11 protein-coding genes are annotated in these 17080 nt (G+C 67.3%); all 11 read left to right on the forward strand.

Annotated elements, in window-relative coordinates:
* The 11 genes from AC4LGL_RS16300 (at position 1) to AC4LGL_RS16350 (ending at position 17065) form a co-directional block, all read left to right on the forward strand.
* Complete coding sequence (locus tag AC4LGL_RS16300; RefSeq protein ID WP_491839663.1) at positions 1-534, forward strand: phosphatase PAP2 family protein; 534 nt, start codon at positions 1-3, stop codon at positions 532-534.
* Complete coding sequence (locus tag AC4LGL_RS16305) at positions 531-1472, forward strand: decaprenyl-phosphate phosphoribosyltransferase (RefSeq protein ID WP_491839664.1); 942 nt, start codon at positions 531-533, stop codon at positions 1470-1472. Before AC4LGL_RS16300 ends, AC4LGL_RS16305 begins: the two co-directional genes overlap by 4 nt.
* Positions 1450-3492, forward strand: coding sequence for a terminal beta-(1->2)-arabinofuranosyltransferase (gene aftB / locus AC4LGL_RS16310; RefSeq protein WP_491839665.1), 2043 nt, complete (start codon positions 1450-1452; stop codon positions 3490-3492). Before AC4LGL_RS16305 ends, aftB begins: the two co-directional genes overlap by 23 nt.
* 114 nt (positions 3493-3606) lie before the next feature.
* Positions 3607-4035, forward strand: a complete 429-nt coding sequence (locus AC4LGL_RS16315; protein WP_491839666.1) for a hypothetical protein — start codon at positions 3607-3609, stop codon at positions 4033-4035.
* Positions 4036-4170: 135 nt separating this feature from the next.
* Positions 4171-5166 carry an esterase family protein gene (locus AC4LGL_RS16320; RefSeq protein WP_055118679.1) on the forward strand — a complete coding sequence of 332 codons (996 nt, stop codon included), beginning with the start codon at positions 4171-4173 and terminating at the stop codon, positions 5164-5166.
* Positions 5167-5368: 202 nt separating this feature from the next.
* Positions 5369-6280, forward strand: a complete 912-nt coding sequence (locus AC4LGL_RS16325; RefSeq protein ID WP_491839712.1) for an alpha/beta hydrolase-fold protein — start codon at positions 5369-5371, stop codon at positions 6278-6280.
* 75 nt (positions 6281-6355) lie between these two features.
* Positions 6356-6802 carry a hypothetical protein gene (locus AC4LGL_RS16330; RefSeq protein ID WP_064882834.1) on the forward strand — a complete coding sequence of 149 codons (447 nt, stop codon included), beginning with the start codon at positions 6356-6358 and terminating at the stop codon, positions 6800-6802.
* Positions 6803-6844: 42 nt separating this feature from the next.
* Complete coding sequence (gene culp6 / locus AC4LGL_RS16335) at positions 6845-7858, forward strand: carboxylesterase Culp6 (protein ID WP_491839667.1); 1014 nt, start codon at positions 6845-6847, stop codon at positions 7856-7858.
* A 254-nt stretch (positions 7859-8112) separates the two neighbouring features.
* Positions 8113-10005, forward strand: a complete 1893-nt coding sequence (gene fadD32 / locus AC4LGL_RS16340) for a long-chain-fatty-acid--AMP ligase FadD32 (RefSeq protein ID WP_491839668.1) — start codon at positions 8113-8115, stop codon at positions 10003-10005.
* A gap of 62 nt (positions 10006-10067) precedes the next feature.
* The gene (gene pks13 / locus AC4LGL_RS16345; protein ID WP_491839669.1) at positions 10068-15515 is read left to right on the forward strand and encodes a polyketide synthase Pks13; all 5448 of its coding nucleotides are present in this window, start codon (positions 10068-10070) and stop codon (positions 15513-15515) included.
* Complete coding sequence (locus AC4LGL_RS16350) at positions 15512-17065, forward strand: acyl-CoA carboxylase subunit beta (protein ID WP_055118670.1); 1554 nt, start codon at positions 15512-15514, stop codon at positions 17063-17065. Before pks13 ends, AC4LGL_RS16350 begins: the two co-directional genes overlap by 4 nt.
* Positions 17066-17080 lie beyond the last annotated feature (15 nt).

Here is a 17080-nt window from a genome sequence, read left to right on the forward strand (position 1 = left end):
ATGACCGATGCCCCGCGCGGCGAGGACGCCGTGTTGGTTGCCGTGCAGTCTGCCCTGGCCACCCGGCCGGGCGTACTGACCGGCGCTCGTGCGCTGTCGCATTTCGGCGAGCACAGCCTGGGTTGGCTCGGGCTCGCAGCTGCCGGTGCGCTGGCCCAGCCCGCCAAGCGCAAGTCATGGATCGCTGTGGGCCTCGGTGCCTTTGCTGCCCATGCCGCCGCGGTCCTGATCAAGCGGGTGGTCCGCCGCGAGCGGCCGCACCACCCCGATATCGCCGTGAACGTCGGGACACCGAGCCGGTTGAGTTTCCCCTCGGCACATGCCACCTCGACCGCCGCCGCTGCCGTGCTGCTGGCCCGGACCACCGGTCTGCCGGTGCGTGCGGTGCTGGTGGTGCCCATGGCGCTGTCGCGCCTGGTGCTGGGCGTGCACTATCCCACCGATGTGCTCACCGGCGTGGCCGTCGGGGCGGCCGTGGGTTCGGTGGTCGGAAGAACTGCCGGTGTCGGGACTGAGGAGACCGTGGCCAAATGAGTGAGGAAGTGGTGCCGGAACTCGGTCCGCCGAAGAATCTGGCCGCGGGGCTGATCAAGGCCGTCCGTCCGCGTCAGTGGATCAAGAACCTGCTCGTGCTGGCGGCCCCGCTGGCCGCCGTCGGCAGCGGCATCGAGTACGACTACGGCGACCTCGCCTACAAGGTCTCGATCGCGTTCGTGGTGTTCTGTCTGGCCGCGTCGTCGATCTACCTCATCAACGATGCCCGTGACGTCGAGGCCGACCGCGCCCATCCGACGAAACGGTTCCGGCCCATCGCCGCCGGCGTGGTACCGGAGTGGATGGCCTACACACTGGCCGTTGTTCTCGCGGTGGCCTCGCTCGGCATCTCGTGGCTGCTGACCCCCGACCTGGCGCTGGTGATGGCGGTCTACATCGCCATCCAGCTCGCGTACTGCTTCGGACTGAAACACCAGGCCGTGCTCGACATCTGCATCGTGTCCTCGGGGTTCTTGCTCCGCGCGATCGCCGGTGGCGTGGCCGCCGATATCCCGCTGTCACAGTGGTTCCTGTTGGTGATGGCCTTCGGCTCGCTGTTCATGGCCGCCGGAAAGCGTTATGCCGAGCTGCAACTGGCAGAGCGCACCGGGGCCAAGATCCGCAAGTCGCTGGAGAGCTACACGAGCAGCTACCTGCGCTTCGTGTGGACGTTGTCGGCCACCGCGATGGTGCTCTGCTATGGCCTGTGGGCCTTCGGGCGCGACAGCGCCAACGACGCGCTGGGACTCGACGGCCAGGACGCATCCTGGTACGCGATCACGATGGTTCCGTTCACGATCGCGATCCTGCGCTATGCGGTTGACATCGACGGTGGCATCGCCGGTGAGCCTGAGGAGATTGCGCTGAAAGACCGAGTGCTGCAGATCCTGTTCCTGGCCTGGATCGGAACCATCGGTGCAGCCATCTACTTCAGCTGACCGGATTACGCTGCGCCGCCTGGCCGGCGGCGTGGGTGCGCGGTTGGCGCGGTGGCCGGTGTTTCCCTACGACGTCTCGGTGCGGGTCAGCCTGTGGGTGAGTGTGGTCGTGGTGGCCGGGCTGTTCGGCTGGGGCGCCTGGCAACGCCGCTGGATCGCCGACGACGGTCTGATCGTGCTGCGGACGGTCCGAAACCTGCTGGCGGGCAACGGTCCCGTCTTCAATGCGGGTGAGCGGATCGAAGCCAACACCTCGACCGCGTGGACCTATCTGGTGACGCTGGGTGCCTGGCTCGGCGGCTCGGTCCGGATGGAGTACGTGGCGCTGGCCCTCGCGCTGACGCTGAGTGTGCTCGGTGTCGTCCTGGCAATGCTCGGCACCGGCCGGTTGTACGCCCCGAGCCTGCAGGGCCGCCGTGCCCTGTTGCTGCCCGCCGGTGCGCTGGTCTACATCGCCGTCCCGCCGGCCCGCGACTTCGCGACGTCGGGGCTCGAAAACGGTTTGGTACTGGCCTATCTGGGCCTGCTGTGGTGGATGTTGGTGTGCTGGTCGCAGGCCTTGCGCGCGGCTCCGGCGACGCGCCGCGGCGTGGCCAAGGGGGCACCGAATCCGGCGTCCAGCAAGTACTTCGATGGTGCGCTGGCGACCCTGGCCGGGCTCAGTGTGCTGATCCGCCCCGAGTTGGCGTTGATCGGCGGTGGCGCTCTGGTCATGATGCTGATCGCCGCGCGGGGCTGGCGTCGCCGCGTCCTGATCTTGGTGGCCGGCGGACTGCTGCCGGTCGCCTACCAGATCTTCCGGATGGGTTACTACGGGCTGATCGTGCCGGGCACCGCGGTGGCCAAGGACGCGTCGGGGTCCAAGTGGGCTCAGGGCCTGACCTATCTCACCAATTTCAACCACCCGTACCTGCTGTGGGTGCCGGTGCTGTTGCTGGCCGCCCTCGGCGCGGTGCTGCTGACCACGCGGACCCGGCCGTGGTGGGTGCGCCATCAGGTGCCCCGTGGCTACGGCTGGCTGGCCCGCACCGTCCAGAGTCCTGCCGCCGTAGTGCTTTTCATGTTCGCCAGCGGGTTGCTGCAGGGCATCTACTGGGTGCGCCAGGGTGGTGACTTCATGCACGGCCGAGTGCTGCTGACCCCGCTGTTCTGCCTGCTGATGCCCGTCGCGGTCATACCGGTCGTGATGCCGGACGGCACCAGGTTCACCCGGGAAACCGGGTACCTGCTGGCCGCGGCCACCAGCGTGTTGTGGGCCTCGGTGGTGGGCTGGTCGATCTGGGCCGCCAACTCGCCGGGCCTGGGGGCCGACGGCACCCGGGTCACCTACACCGGAATCGTCGACGAGCGCCGGTTCTACTCGCAGGCCACCGGTCATGCGCACCCGCTGACCGCCGCCGACTACCTGGACTATCCCCGGATGCGTGCGGTGCTGACCGCGATCAACAACACCCCCGACGGGGCGTTGCTGTTGCCGTCGGGCAACTATGACCAATGGGACGTCGTCCCCGCGTATCCGCCGCCGGCGGACCTGAGCCCGACGGACCGTCGGGCGCTGAAAACCCCGCACACCGTGTTCTTCACCAACATGGGCATGCTCGGCATGAACGTCGGACTCGATGTGCGGGTCATCGACCAGATCGGTCTGACGAATCCGCTGGCGATGCACACCCAGCGGCTCACCGACGGCCGCATCGGCCACGACAAGAACCTGTTCCCGGACTGGGCGGTGGCCGAAGGGCCCTTCCTCAAGACCAAACAGTGGATCCCGCCCTACCTGGACGAGGACTGGATCTCGCAGGCGGAGGCCGCACTGGACTGCCCGGCCACCGAGTCGATGCTGAACTCGGTCCGCGGGGAGATGAGCCCGCGGCGGTTCCTGTCCAACTTGGTGCACGCGTACGAGTTCACCAAGTACCGGATCGACCGGGTGCCGCTCTATGACCTGAAGCGGTGCGGACTGCCGGTGCCCGAGCCCAAGAACCCGCCGTACACGGGGATGCCCGCCACCGGACCGTGACCGCGCGCGAGATCGTAGGACCGAATTCTGTGTATTCGGTAACGCCCGGGCGGGCGGCACCGATACCCAGACGAGCCCGCGTGATCGATCTTGAACGGACGGTACGAGAAACCGATGCTGACCTCTGGTGTCTCCGGTATGCGCCCTTGGGGTCCGCGCTTACCGACGGCCGCAGCCGGTGTGTTGTCTCGCGAGACCTTCCTCACACAGAAGTTCCCGGCTTATATTGCCGCCGACAGGCAGGTCGTCCGGGCCGGCAACGCCGCGCAGGGATTGCCGCTGTCGGGCGGGGCCGCGTCGATCATGTCGGCCTACCACCCGGGCCGGCCCACCCGTGCCACGTCGCTGCCGGCATTGCGCACCGGCGCCAGGACGCGCAACGACCCGATCAAGTGCAACAAGGACTTTCACGCTGCCCACGGCAACGCGGCCGGCAGCAACGTGAGCTCTCATTTTCCCCCGGCGGGCAACCACGCCCGGCCGGATCGGGCCGCTCAACCGAGGGCCTTCAAACCAGACCTGATCGCGACCATCAACGGCTGAGGGGCGACCAGGGACGACAACTGCTGCAGAGAAGCAACACGAGTTCGTGTGGTTGACTACACGGGCACGTGAGCCGCTTACGTCGGTGTGTATCGATGTGCGGAATACGAAGAAGAGATTCAGATAGGGAGCGGTATGAAGTTCGTTGGGAAGATGCGCGGCCTGTCGCGCCGGTTGACGGTTGCGGTCGCCGCAGCAGCCGTGCTGCCTGGCCTGGTTGGCGTCGTAGGCGGCTCGGCAACCGCTGGAGCCTGGTCTCGGCCCGGCCTACCGGTCGAGTATCTCGAAGTCCCGTCGGCAGCGATGGGACGTGACATCAAGGTCGAGTTCCAGAGCGGTGGCGCGGGTGCACCTGCGCTCTATCTGCTCGACGGTATGCGCGCTCGCGAAGACCAGAACGGGTGGGACATCGAACTGCCGACGTTCGAGTGGTTCCTGAACTCCGGCATCTCGGTTGTCATGCCGGTCGGTGGCCAGTCCAGCTTCTACAGCGACTGGTACAAGCCGGCCTGTGGCAGCAAGGACGGCGGCTGCAAGACCTACAAGTGGGAGACCTTCCTGACCCAGGAGCTCCCGGCGTGGCTGGCGGCCAACAAGGACGTGAAGTCGACCGGCAGCGCTGTGGTCGGTCTGTCGATGGCCGGTTCGTCGGCGCTGATGCTTTCGGCTCGCCACCCGGATCAGTTCATCTACGCCTCCTCCCTGTCGGGCACGTTGAACCCGTCCGAGGGCTGGTGGCCCATGCTGATCGGTATCTCGATGGGTGACGCCGGCGGCTACAAGGCCGACGACATGTGGGGCAAGACTGGCGATCCGGACAACGCCTGGAAGGCCAACGACCCGACCGAGAACGTCGCGACCCTGGCCAACAACGGCACCCGGCTCTGGGTGTACTGCGGTAACGGCAAGCCGGGCGAGCTCGGTGGCGCCGACATGCCCGCCAAGTTCCTCGAGGGCTTCGTGTGCCGCACGAACTCCACCTTCCAGGAGAAGTACATCGCGGCCGGCGGCAAGAACGCAGTGTTCAACTTCCCGCAGAGCGGTACGCACAACTGGGCCTACTGGGGCCAGCAGCTGCAGGCCATGAAGCCTGACCTGCAGCGCGTCCTGGGCGCCACGCCGACCGCCTGATCCGGCGGTAGGTGGCGACCTGACACGTACGACGCCTGACGGCGGCGATCCCCACGGGGTCGCCGCCGTCAGCCGTTTCCGGACCTGGTGATTCACCCCGGCTGTGAGGTCGATGTGGTTCACTACAACGCGGGTTACGTGTGCGGTGGGCCCAAATGTGTAGGACACAGCGAAGTCCGGCAGGCAGCAGGAGAGGTTGATGATGAGACGTGCGTTGAGTCTGATGCGGGCGATGCTGCTGGCCCTGCTGGCGCCGGTACTGGGCGCCGGCCTGTGGACCGTGTCCGCGATGGCGGGCGCACCGGCTCGGGCCGATGGTGTCGAATACCTGATGGTTCCGTCGGCGGCCATGGGTCGCGACATTCCGGTGGCCTTCCAGGGCGGTGGCCCGCACGCGGTGATCCTGCTCGATGCGTTCAACGCGGCCCCTGATGTCAGCAACTGGGTCAACGCAGGTCATGCGATGTCGACCCTGGCCGGCCGAGGTATCTCGGTGGCGGCCCCGGCCGGCGGCGCGTTCAGCCTCTACACGAACTGGGAGCAGGACGGCAGCAAGCAGTGGGAGACCTTCCTCTCCGCCGAGCTGCCGGACTGGCTGGCCGCCAACAAGGGGCTGGCCCCCGGCGGGCACGGGGTCGTGGGCGCCTCGCAGGGCGGCACCGCCGCGCTGACACTGGCCGCATTCCACCCCGACCGGTATCGCTTCGCCGGATCGCTGTCGGGTTTCCTGACTCCGTCGGCCACCACTCTCAACGGCGCGATCACCGCAGGCATGGCGCAGTTCGGCGGGGTGGACAGCTACGGCATGTGGGGTGCCCCACAGCTGGGCCGCTGGAAGTGGCATGACCCCGACGTGCACGTGCAGTTGCTGGCCGATGCCAATACCCGGCTGTGGGTGTACAGCCCCGCCGCGCTGACATGCAGCGATCCGGCTGCCATGATCGGTGTCTGCGATCTGGCGCAGGGCAGCAACCGGTCCTTCTACCAGCACTACCGCTCGGTCGGCGGCAGCAACGGCCACTTCGACATGCCGGCCGGGGGCCAGCATGACTGGGGTAGCTGGGCGCCGCAGCTGGCACAGATGTCGGGTGAACTGGTCGCGACCATCAAGTAGCGGTCCGGGCGGGCGGCCGTGGTGACCAGAATCAGCTGCGCCGGGGCACTTTTCACCAGCCGGTACGGTGGAAGCGTGCAGCACACGGTACGGTCGGCCACCCTGGTGGCAGCGGTGTCCGCTGCGTCGTTGCTCACGGCGTGCGACGCCGGCGGCGACATCATGGCGCCGCTGGCCCTGCCGACGTCACAGGTCAACGGGGCACAGCCGCAGGCGGTGTCCGCGCAACCCCAGCAGGGCCGCCCCGGTGAGCTGGACCTCACGTCGCAGCAGCACACCTATCTCGACAAGCTCAAGGACACGGGGATCAACCCGTCCAGTGAGCTGCTGGCGCTGTCGATCGGGTCGTACGTGTGCCAGGCTCACGCCGCCAAGCTGAACGACCAGGCGGTACGGGATTTCGTCCTGCCGTTGGTGCGTAGCGATGTCCGGGCTGCCCATACCTCGGAGAGCCCGACGTCCGGCGAGATCGACGCCGCCGCCACCGACTACATCCGTATCGCCACCGAACATCTCTGCTGACAAGCAGATCACCGCACCGCACGCGAGGAGCCCGAGTAACCCATGGCAAAAAATGCCGGCCGCCGGAAGCGGCACCGCATCCTGGCACTGATCGCCGCCGGGGCGATGGCACTCGTCGTGGTGCTGGTGGTGTCCATCGTGGTGATCTACCTGCGTCGTCCCGAGAGCCCGTCGGCGCCGCCGTCGGCCCAGCCGCCGGTCGGGGTTCCGGGCCCGTCGACGACGCGTAAGCCGCGCCCGGAGTTCCAGTCCGCCGACTGCCCCGACGTGATGCTGGTTTCGATCCCCGGTACCTGGGAGTCCTCGCCGCAGGACGACCCGTTCAACCCGACGCAGTTCCCGCTGTCGCTGATGACGAATATCAGCCGGCCGATGGCCGAGCAGTTCGGCAAGGACCGGCTCGAGGTCTACACGGTGCCCTACACCGCGCAGTTCCATAACCCGTTCGCCGCCGACAAGCAGATGTCCTACAACGACAGCCGCGCCGAGGGGAAGCGCACCGCGGTCAAGGCGATGACGGACATGAACGACCGGTGCCCGCTGACCAGCTATGTGATCGCCGGGTTCTCGCAGGGCGCGGTGATCGGTGGGGACCTGGCCAGCGACATCGGCAACGGCCGCGGGCCGGTGGACGAGGACCTGGTGCTGGGCGTGACATTGATCGCCGACGGGCGCCGCCAGCTCGGTGTCGGGCAGGACATCGGTCCCAACCCGCCGGGTCAGGGCGCCGAGATCACCTTGCACGAGGTGCCGGTGCTGTCCGAGATGGGCCTGACCATGACGGGACCGCGGCAGGGCGGTTTCGGGGCGCTCAACGACCGGACCAATCAGATCTGCGGCAAGGGAGACCTGATCTGTTCGGCGCCCGAGGAGGCGTTCTCGATCTTCAACCTGCCCAAGACCCTGGAGACACTGACCGGCAGCGCGGCCGGGCCGGTGCACGCCCTGTACAACACCCCGCAGTTCTGGGTGGAGAACGGGGAGACCGCCACGCAGTGGACGCTGAGCTGGGCCAAGGGCCTGGTGGACAACGCGCCGCACCCGAAGCACGGTTGACACCGAACACGCCCGGACCGCGACTCGCGTGGCGGATTTGGCCGGGACCGTCACGGTCCCTTAACATTAAGAGAAAAATAAGAGCTTTGCGCGTGCGTGGTTGGTTGACTAGAGCCGTCAGCTGACTCGTAGGCGTGGTCGCCGCGCCCGGTACGATCGTCCGGGTTTGGGTACGTACGGCCGCCCGAGTGGCTGCAACGCACCTCCAGTGACGTGCGACAACGCGACGAGTACGGCTCTGACAGGAGAGTTATATGCCGTTCATCAATCCGTTCATCAAGGACGGTCAGATCAAGTTCCCTGACGGCGCTAGCATCGTCGAGCACGTCGAGCGTTGGGCCAGGGTTCGTAGCGACAAGCTGGCATACCGCTTCCTGGACTTCTCGACCGAGCGCGACGGTGTCGCCCGCGACCTGACCTGGGCGCAGTTCAGCGCCCGCAACAAGGCGGTGGCCGCACGGCTTCAGCAGGTCACCCAACCCGGTGACCGGGTCGCCATCCTGTGCCCGCAGAACCTCGACTACCTCGTCGCCTTCTTCGGTGCGCTCTATGCCGGACGCATCGCGGTGCCGCTGTTCGACCCGTCCGAGCCCGGCCACGTCGGCCGCCTGCACGCGGTGCTGGACGACTGCCACCCCGCGGCGGTCCTGACCACCACCGAGGCCGCCGAGGGCGTCCGCAAGTTCTTCCGCAGCCGACCGGCCAACCAGCGTCCCCGTGTCATCGCGGTCGACGCCGTGCCCGACGACGTCGCCGCCACCTGGGTCCATTTCGAGGACGTCGACGAGTCCACCATCGCCTACCTGCAGTACACCTCCGGCTCGACCCGGATCCCGACCGGTGTGCAGATCACCCACCTGAACATGGCCACCAACGTCGTGCAGATCGTCGAGGCGCTCGAAGGTGAGGAGGGCGACCGTGGCCTGTCCTGGTTGCCGTTCTTCCACGACATGGGTCTGGTCACCGGGCTGATCGCCCCGATGATCGGCCACTACTTCACCTTCATGACCCCGGCCGCATTCGTGCGCCGGCCGGAGCGCTGGATCCGCGAGATGGCCCGCAAGGAAGGCGACACCGGCGGTGTCATCTCGGTGGCGCCGAACTTCGCGTTCGACCACGCCGCTGCCCGGGGTGTCCCGAAAGAAGGTGAGGCGGCGCTCGATCTCTCCAACGTCAAGGCCGTGCTCAACGGCAGCGAGCCGATCTCGGCGGCCACCGTGCGCCGGTTCAACGAGGCCTTCAGCCCCTTCGGCTTCCCGGCCAAGGCCATCAAACCGTCCTACGGTCTGGCCGAGGCCACGCTGATGGTGTCGACCACCCCGGCCGCCGAAGAGCCCAAGATCATCTACGTCGACCGCGACGAGCTCAACACCGGTCGCATCGTCGAGGTGGACGGCGATTCGATCAAGGCGGTCGCGCAGGCCTCGGCCGGCAAGGTCGGCGTCTCTGAGTGGGCCGTCATCGTGGACGCCGAGACCGCCACCGAGCTGCCCGACGGACAGGTCGGCGAGATCTGGATGAGCGGCCAGAACATGGGCACCGGCTACTGGGGTAAGCCCGAAGAGACCGTCCAGGTATTCCAGAACACCCTCAAGTCGCGGACCAGCCCGTCCCACGCAGAGGGTGCCGACGACGACGCCACCTGGGTTCGCACCGGCGATTACGGCGCCTTCTACGACGGCGACCTCTACATCACCGGCCGCGTCAAGGACCTGGTCATCATCGACGGCCGCAACCACTACCCGCAGGACCTGGAGTACTCGGCGCAGGAAGCCAGCAAGGCGCTGCGCACCGGCTACGTCGCGGCTTTCTCGGTGCCGGCCAATCAGCTGCCCGCCGAGGTGTTCGAGAACGCGCACGCCGGCCTGCACCGTGACGACGACGACAGCTCCGAGCAGCTGGTCATCGTCGCCGAGCGCGCACCCGGCTCCCACAAGCTCGAGGTCGGCCCGATCACCGACGACATCCGCGCGGCGATCGCCGTGCGCCACGGTGTCACCGTGCGCGACGTGCTGCTGACCGCCGCCGGCGCCGTCCCGCGTACCTCCAGCGGCAAGATCGGTCGCCGGGCCTGCCGCTCCGCGTACCTGGACGGCTCTCTGCGCGCCGGGAAGATCGCGAACGACTTCCCGGATGAGACGGACTGACCGAACCTCTAAGCCAACGACACGTGGCCGACCAGCCCGTTCTGATGCAAGGTGACCTGAATATGGATGAAACACAAAGCAATTCGAATCTTCCAGAGGGCACCCAGCCCGCTGCGACACCGGCGCAGCGCCCCGACCTGACCGTCGCGGAGATGCGGGAGTGGCTGCGTAAGGCGGTGGCAACCGCCACCAGTCAGTCGCCTGACGCGATCGACGAGACCACTCCGCTGATCGAGCTGGGTCTGTCCTCGCGCGACGCGGTGGCCATGGCCAGCGACATCGAGGACCTCACCGGGGTCACGCTGACCGCCACGGTGCTGTTCCGGCACCCGACCATCGAGTCGCTGGCGACCGTGATCATCGAGGGCGAACCAGAGCCCGAGAACACCGATGACGCGGACTGGTCGCGCGACGCCGATGTCGAGGACATCGCGATCGTCGGCGTCGCAACCCGCTTCCCAGGGGACATGAACTCCCCTGACGAGATGTGGGAGGCGCTGCTCGAAGGTCGCGATGCCATCACGGACCTGCCCGAGGGCCGCTGGGAGGAGTTCCTCGCCGAGCCGCGGATCGCCGAACGTGTCGGCAAGGCCAGCATCCGCGGCGGCTATCTCTCGGATATCAAGGGTTTCGACTCCGAGTTCTTCGCGCTGTCGAAGATGGAGGCCGACAACATCGATCCGCAGCAGCGGATGGCGCTCGAACTGACCTGGCAGGCCCTCGAGCATGCCCGCATCCCGGCGTCGAGCCTGCGCGGCACCAATGTCGCGGTGTACGTGGGTAGTTCGAACAACGACTACCAGTTCCTCGCCCTGATGGACCCCACGGCCGCGCACCCTTACGCGATCACCGGCACCGCCACCTCGATCATCGCCAACCGGGTGTCGTACTTCTACGACTTCCGCGGGCCGTCGGTGTCGGTCGACACCGCCTGCTCCAGCTCGCTGGTCGCCGCGCACCAGGGTGTGCAGGCGCTGCGCTCCGGCGAGGCCGATGTGGCCATCGTCGGTGGTGTCAACGCCATGATCACCCCGATCGTCACCATCGGTTTCGACGAGGTCGGCGGAGTGCTGGCCCCGGACGGCCGGATCAAGTCCTTCTCCTCCGACGCCAACGGTTACGCCCGCTCCGAGGGCGGCGGCATGCTGGTGTTCAAGCGGGTCTCCGATGCCCGCCGCGACGGGGACACCATTCTTGCCGTGATCGCCGGCAGCGCGGTCAACCACGACGGCCGTTCCAACGGCATGCTCGCGCCCAACCCGGACGCGCAGGAAGACGTGCTGCGCAAGGCCTACAAGGACGCCGGGATCAACCCGCGCGACGTCGACTACATCGAGGCGCACGGCACCGGCACCATCCTGGGTGACCCGATCGAGGCCGACGCACTGGGCCGCGTGGTCGGCCGCGGTCGCGATGCCGACAAGCCCGCCCTGCTGGGCGCGGTGAAATCCAATGTGGGACACCTGGAGTCGGCTGCCGGCGCGGCCAGCCTGGCGAAGATGACCCTGTCGCTGCAGCGCGACAAGCTGCCCCCGTCGATCAACTACGCGGGCCCCAACCCGTACATCGACTTCGACAAGGAACACCTCAAGGTCAACGACACCGTCTCCGAGTGGCCGCGCTACAGCGGACACGCCATCACCGGTGTCTCGGGCTTCGGCTTCGGTGGCGCCAACGCGCACCTGGTGCTGCGCGAGGTGCTGCCGTCGGATCTGGTTGAACCAGAACCGGCGCCGCAGTCCGCCGAGGACAAGTCGTCTTCCGAGGACGCCGACGCCGTGTACGTCGGCGGGGTGCGGATGGACGAGTACGGCGAATTCATTCACGACGAGGCTGAGTCTGATTCCGGGGCCGGTGAGTACCCCGCCTACGACGAGGCGAACCACGAACTGCCCGGCCTGACCGACGAGGCCAAGCGGCTGATCGAGGCGGCCCGCGAAGAGCTGGCCGCGGCTGACGCCGCCGAGCCCGTCAAAAAGGTTGTCCCGCTCGCGATCTCGGCATTCCTGACCTCTCGCAAGAAGGTCGCCGCGGCCGAGCTGGCGGACTGGATCGACAGCCCCGAGGGGCGCGAGGCGTCCCTGGAATCCATCGGACGCTCGTTGTCGCGCCGCAACCACGGCCGTTCCCGCGCCGTGGTGCTGGCCCATGACCACGACGAGGCGATCAAGGGCCTGCGGGCGATCGCCGAGGGCAAGCAGCATCCGACGGTGATCTCGGCCGACGGCCCGGTCACCAACGGCCCGGTCTGGGTGCTCGCCGGTTTCGGTGCGCAGCACCGCAAGATGGGCAAGAGCCTCTACCTGCGCGAGCCGGTCTTCGCCGAGTGGATCGACAAGGTCGATGCCTACATCCAGGACGAGCGCGGGTACTCGATTGTCGAACTGATCCTCGACGACGCGATCGACTACACCAACGACACCTGCGAATACCCGATCGAAGTGGTCCAGACGGTGATCTTCGCCCTCCAGATCGCGCTCGGTGAGTTCCTCAAGGCACACGGAGCGAAACCCGGTGCGGTGGTGGGACAGTCGCTCGGCGAGGCGGCCGCCGCCTACTTCGCGGGCGGCCTGTCGCTGGCCGATGCCACCCGGACCATCTGCTCGCGCGCGCACCTGATGGGTGAGGGCGAGGCGATGCTGTTCGGCGAGTACATCCGGCTGATGGCGCTCGTGGAGTACTCGGCCGACGAGATCAAGACCGTGTTCGCGGACTACCCGGGCCTCGAGGTGTGTGTCTACGCCGCCCCGACCCAGACCGTCATCGGTGGCCCGCCGGAGCAGATCGACGCGATCATCGCCCGTGCCGAAGCCGAGGGCAAGTTCGCCCGCAAGCTGCAGACCAAGGGTGCCAGCCATACCCAGCAGATGGATCCGCTACTCGGTGAGCTGTCCGCCGAAATCCAAGGTATCGAACCGCATCCGCTGACCACGGGCTACTTCTCGACCGTGCACGAGGGCAAGTTCATCCGTGCCGGCGCCGAGCCGATCCACGACGTGGAGTACTGGAAGAAGGGGCTGCGGCACAGCGTCTACTTCACCCACGGCATCCGCAACGCGGTGGACAACGGTCACACCACGTTCCTCGAGCTGGCGCCGAACCCGGTGGCGCTCATGCAGGTTGGGCTGACCACCGCATCGGCCGGTCTCCACGACGCGCAGCTGATCGCGACCCTGGCCCGCAAGCAGGACGAGGTCGAGTCGATGGTCACGGCCATGGCCCACCTGTTCGTGCACGGCCACGACCTGGACTTCCGGACCCTGTTCCCGCGCAAGTCCAGCGGTTTGGCTGGTGCCCTGGACTTCGCCAACATCCCGCCCACCCGCTTCAAGCGCAAGCAGCATTGGCTGGATGCCCAGTTCACCGCGGACAGCTCGGCAGTGATGCCCGGCAACCACGTCGCGACACCCGACGGCAAGCATGTCTGGGAGTTCGTCTCGAAGGGCGCCGCTGACCTCGCCGCACTGGTGAAAGCGGCTGCCGCGCAGGTGCTCCCGGATGCCAAGCTCACCGCGTCCGAGCAGCGTGCGGTGCCCGCCGAGGGCTCGCGTCTGGTCACCACGCTGACCCGGCACCCCGGCGGTGCCTCGGTGCAGGTGCACGCCCGGTTGGATAACGGGGGCGAGTCTTCCTTCTGTTTGGTCTACGACGCGATCGTGAGCCGCGGCGGTGCCGCGGCTGCGCTGCCGACTGCCGTCGGCGCCGGCGTTGTCGCCGAGCAGGTTTCGGCTGCCCCGGCAGCGGCTGAGCCCGTGGTCGAGGACGACGCGGCCATTCTGTCCGACAACCTGACCAAGGGCGCGGGCATGGGCGCGGGATTTGCCAAGTGGTCGGCCGATTCGGGTGAGACGGTCGCGCAGCGCCTCGGCGCCATCGTCGGCGGTGCCATGGGCTACGAGCCAGAGGACCTGCCCTGGGAGGTGCCGCTGATCGAGCTGGGCCTGGATTCCCTGATGGCGGTCCGGATCAAGAACCGGGTCGAGTACGACTTCGACATTCCGCCGATCCAGCTGACCGCGGTGCGCGACGCCAACCTCTACAACATCGAGGAATTGCTCAAGTACGCGATCGAGCACCGCGACGAGGTCGATCAGATCGCCGAATCCCAGAAGGGCAAGACGGCCGAGGAGATCGCCGCCGAGCAGTCCGAACTCCTGGGTGGTGCCTCGACGGTCGCTGAGCTCGAGGCCAAGCTGGCCGAGTCCGGGCATCCGTTGGGGGAGCAGGACTCCGAGGACAGCGGGGTGGATCCCGCTGCCGAGGCCGCCGCCATCGAGGGCCTGGAGATCCCACCGCCCCCGAGTGATCCGAGCGGACCGGCCGTGCCGGCGCCGCCGAGCGATCCGAGCGGACCCAGCAAGGCCACCGCGGCTGCCGCAGCTGCCAAGGTGCTCACCCAGGAGGCGGTCACCGAGGCGCTCGGCGCCGACGTACCCCCGCGTGACGCCGCGGAGCGGGTCACCTTCGCCACCTGGGCGATCGTCACCGGCAAGTCGCCGAGCGGCATCTTCAACGAGTTGCCCTTCGTCGATGTCGAGACCGCGACCAAGCTGTCCGAGCGGCTCTCCGAGCGCGCTGAGGGCACCGTCACCGTCGAACAGGTGCGTTCGGCCAAGACCATCGAAGAGCTGTCCACGATCGTGCGCGATCAGCTCGAAGAGGGTGTGGTGGACGGATTTGTCCGTACGCTGCGTGCTCCACGCGAAAACACAGCGGGCGCGTCCAAGGTTCCCTTGTTCGTGTTCCACCCCGCCGGCGGATCCACCGTCGTCTACGAGCCGCTGATCAAGCGGCTGCCTGCCGATACCCCGATCTACGGAATCGAGCGGGTCGAGGGTGCGATCGAGGAGCGTGCCGCCGAGTACGTGCCCAAGCTGCTGGCGATGCACAACGGTCCGTTCATGCTGGCCGGCTGGTCGCTGGGCGGGGCACTGGCCTACGCGTGTGCGATCGGGCTGAAGCAGGCCGGTGCCGATGTCCGGTTCGTCGGGCTGATCGACCTCGCGCTTCCTGGCGAGCCGATCGACCAGAGCAAGGAAGGTATGCGGGCCCGTTGGGACCGCTACGCCCTGTTCGCCCAGCGCACGTTCAATGTCGAGATCCCGGCGATTCCCTACGAGGAGCTGGAGCAGCTCGACGACGAGGGCCAGGTGAAGTTCGTCCTGGACGCGATCAAGGACAGCGGTGTGCAGATCCCGGGCGGGATCATCGAGCATCAGCGCACGTCGTACCTGGATCAGCGGGCTCTGGCCACCATCGAGGTCCAGCCGTACGACGGCCACGTCACGCTGTACCTGGCCGACCGGTACCACGATGACGCCATCGTCTTCGAGCCCGCGTACGCGACCCGCAAGCCCGACGGCGGCTGGGGCGAGTACGTCAAGGATCTCGAGGTGGTGCCCATCGGGGGCGAGCACATCCAGGCCATCGATGAGCCGTACATTGCCAAAGTCGGTGCTCACATGAGCGAAGCGATCAACCGTATCGAAGCCGAGAGCGAGAGCAAGTGACGAACAAGACCACGGCTGAACTCCTGGCCGAGCTCCGCGAGAAGCTGGAACTGGCCAAAGAGCCGGGCGACCCCAAAGCCATTGCGCGACGGGACAAGAAGGGCATCCCGAGCGCCCGTGCCCGCATCCACGCACTGCTCGATCCGGGCAGCTTCCTGGAGATCGGCGCACTGGCCAAGACCCCGGGTGATCCCAATGCGCTCTTCGGCGACGGCGTGGTCACCGGGCACGGAACCATCAACGGCCGCCCGGTCGGCGTGTTCAGCCACGACCAGACGGTGTTCCAGGGTTCGGTCGGTGAGATGTTCGGCCGCAAGGTCGCCAAGCTGATGGAGTGGGTGGCCATGGTCGGCTGCCCGATCATCGGGATCAACGACTCCGCCGGCGCCCGCATCCAGGACGCGGCGACCTCGCTGGCCTGGTACGCCGAACTCGGCCGCCGGCACGAGATGCTGCGCGGTCTGGTCCCGGAGATCTCCATCATCCTGGGCAAATGCGCTGGCGGCGCGGTCTATTCGCCGATCCAGACCGATCTGCTGGTGGCGGTGCGCGACCAGGGCTACATGTTCATCACCGGCCCGGACGTGATCAAGGACGTCACCGGTGAAGATGTGACGTTCGACGAGCTTGGCGGCGCCGACGTGCAGGCCCAGCGCGGCAACATCCACAAGGTTGTCGAGGATGAGGCGGCCGCGTTCCAGTACGTGCGCGACTACCTTTCGTTCCTGCCCGCCAACCACTTCGACGATGCCCCGATCGTGAACCCGGGTCTGGAACCCGAGATCACCCCGCACGATCTCGAGCTGGATTCGATCGTGCCGGATTCCGACAACACGGCGTACGACATGCACGAGATCCTGCTGCGGATCTTCGACGACGGTGACGTCTTCGAGATCGCCGAGCAGCGTGGCCCCGCGATGATCACCGCGTTCGCGCGGGTGGACGGTCGGCCGGTCGGTGTGATCGCCAACCAGCCGATGTTCCTGTCCGGTGTGGTGGACACGGATGCCTCCGACAAGGCCGCGAGCTTCATCCGGTTCTGCGACTCCTTCAACCTGCCTTTGGTTTTCGTGGTCGACACCCCGGGCGCCATGCCGGGTGTGCAGCAGGAGAAGGACGGCATCATCAAGCGTGGTGGCCGGTTCTTCAACGCGATCGTCGAGGCCGATGTGCCGAAGGTGACCATCGTCGTCCGCAAGGCCTACGGCGGCGGGTACGCGGTGATGGGCTCCAAGCAGCTCTCGGCGGACCTGAACTTCGCCTGGCCGACCGCGCGTATCGCGGTGATCGGCGCCGAGGGCGCGGCGCAGCTGTTGGTGAAGCGATTCCCGGATCCGACCGCGCCCGAGGTGCAGAAGATCCGTGCCGACTTCATCGAGGGCTACAACCTCAACCTGGCCACGCCGTGGATCGCGGCCGAGCGCGGATACATCGACGGGGTGATCCAGCCGCACGAGACCCGGTTGCTGCTCCGCAAGTCCCTGCACCTGTTGCGGGACAAGCAGAACATGCCCAAGGTTCAGCGCAAGCACGGGCTGACCCCGATCTAACCTTCGTTTCCAGGG

This window comes from Mycolicibacterium arcueilense, from assembly GCF_058536225.1.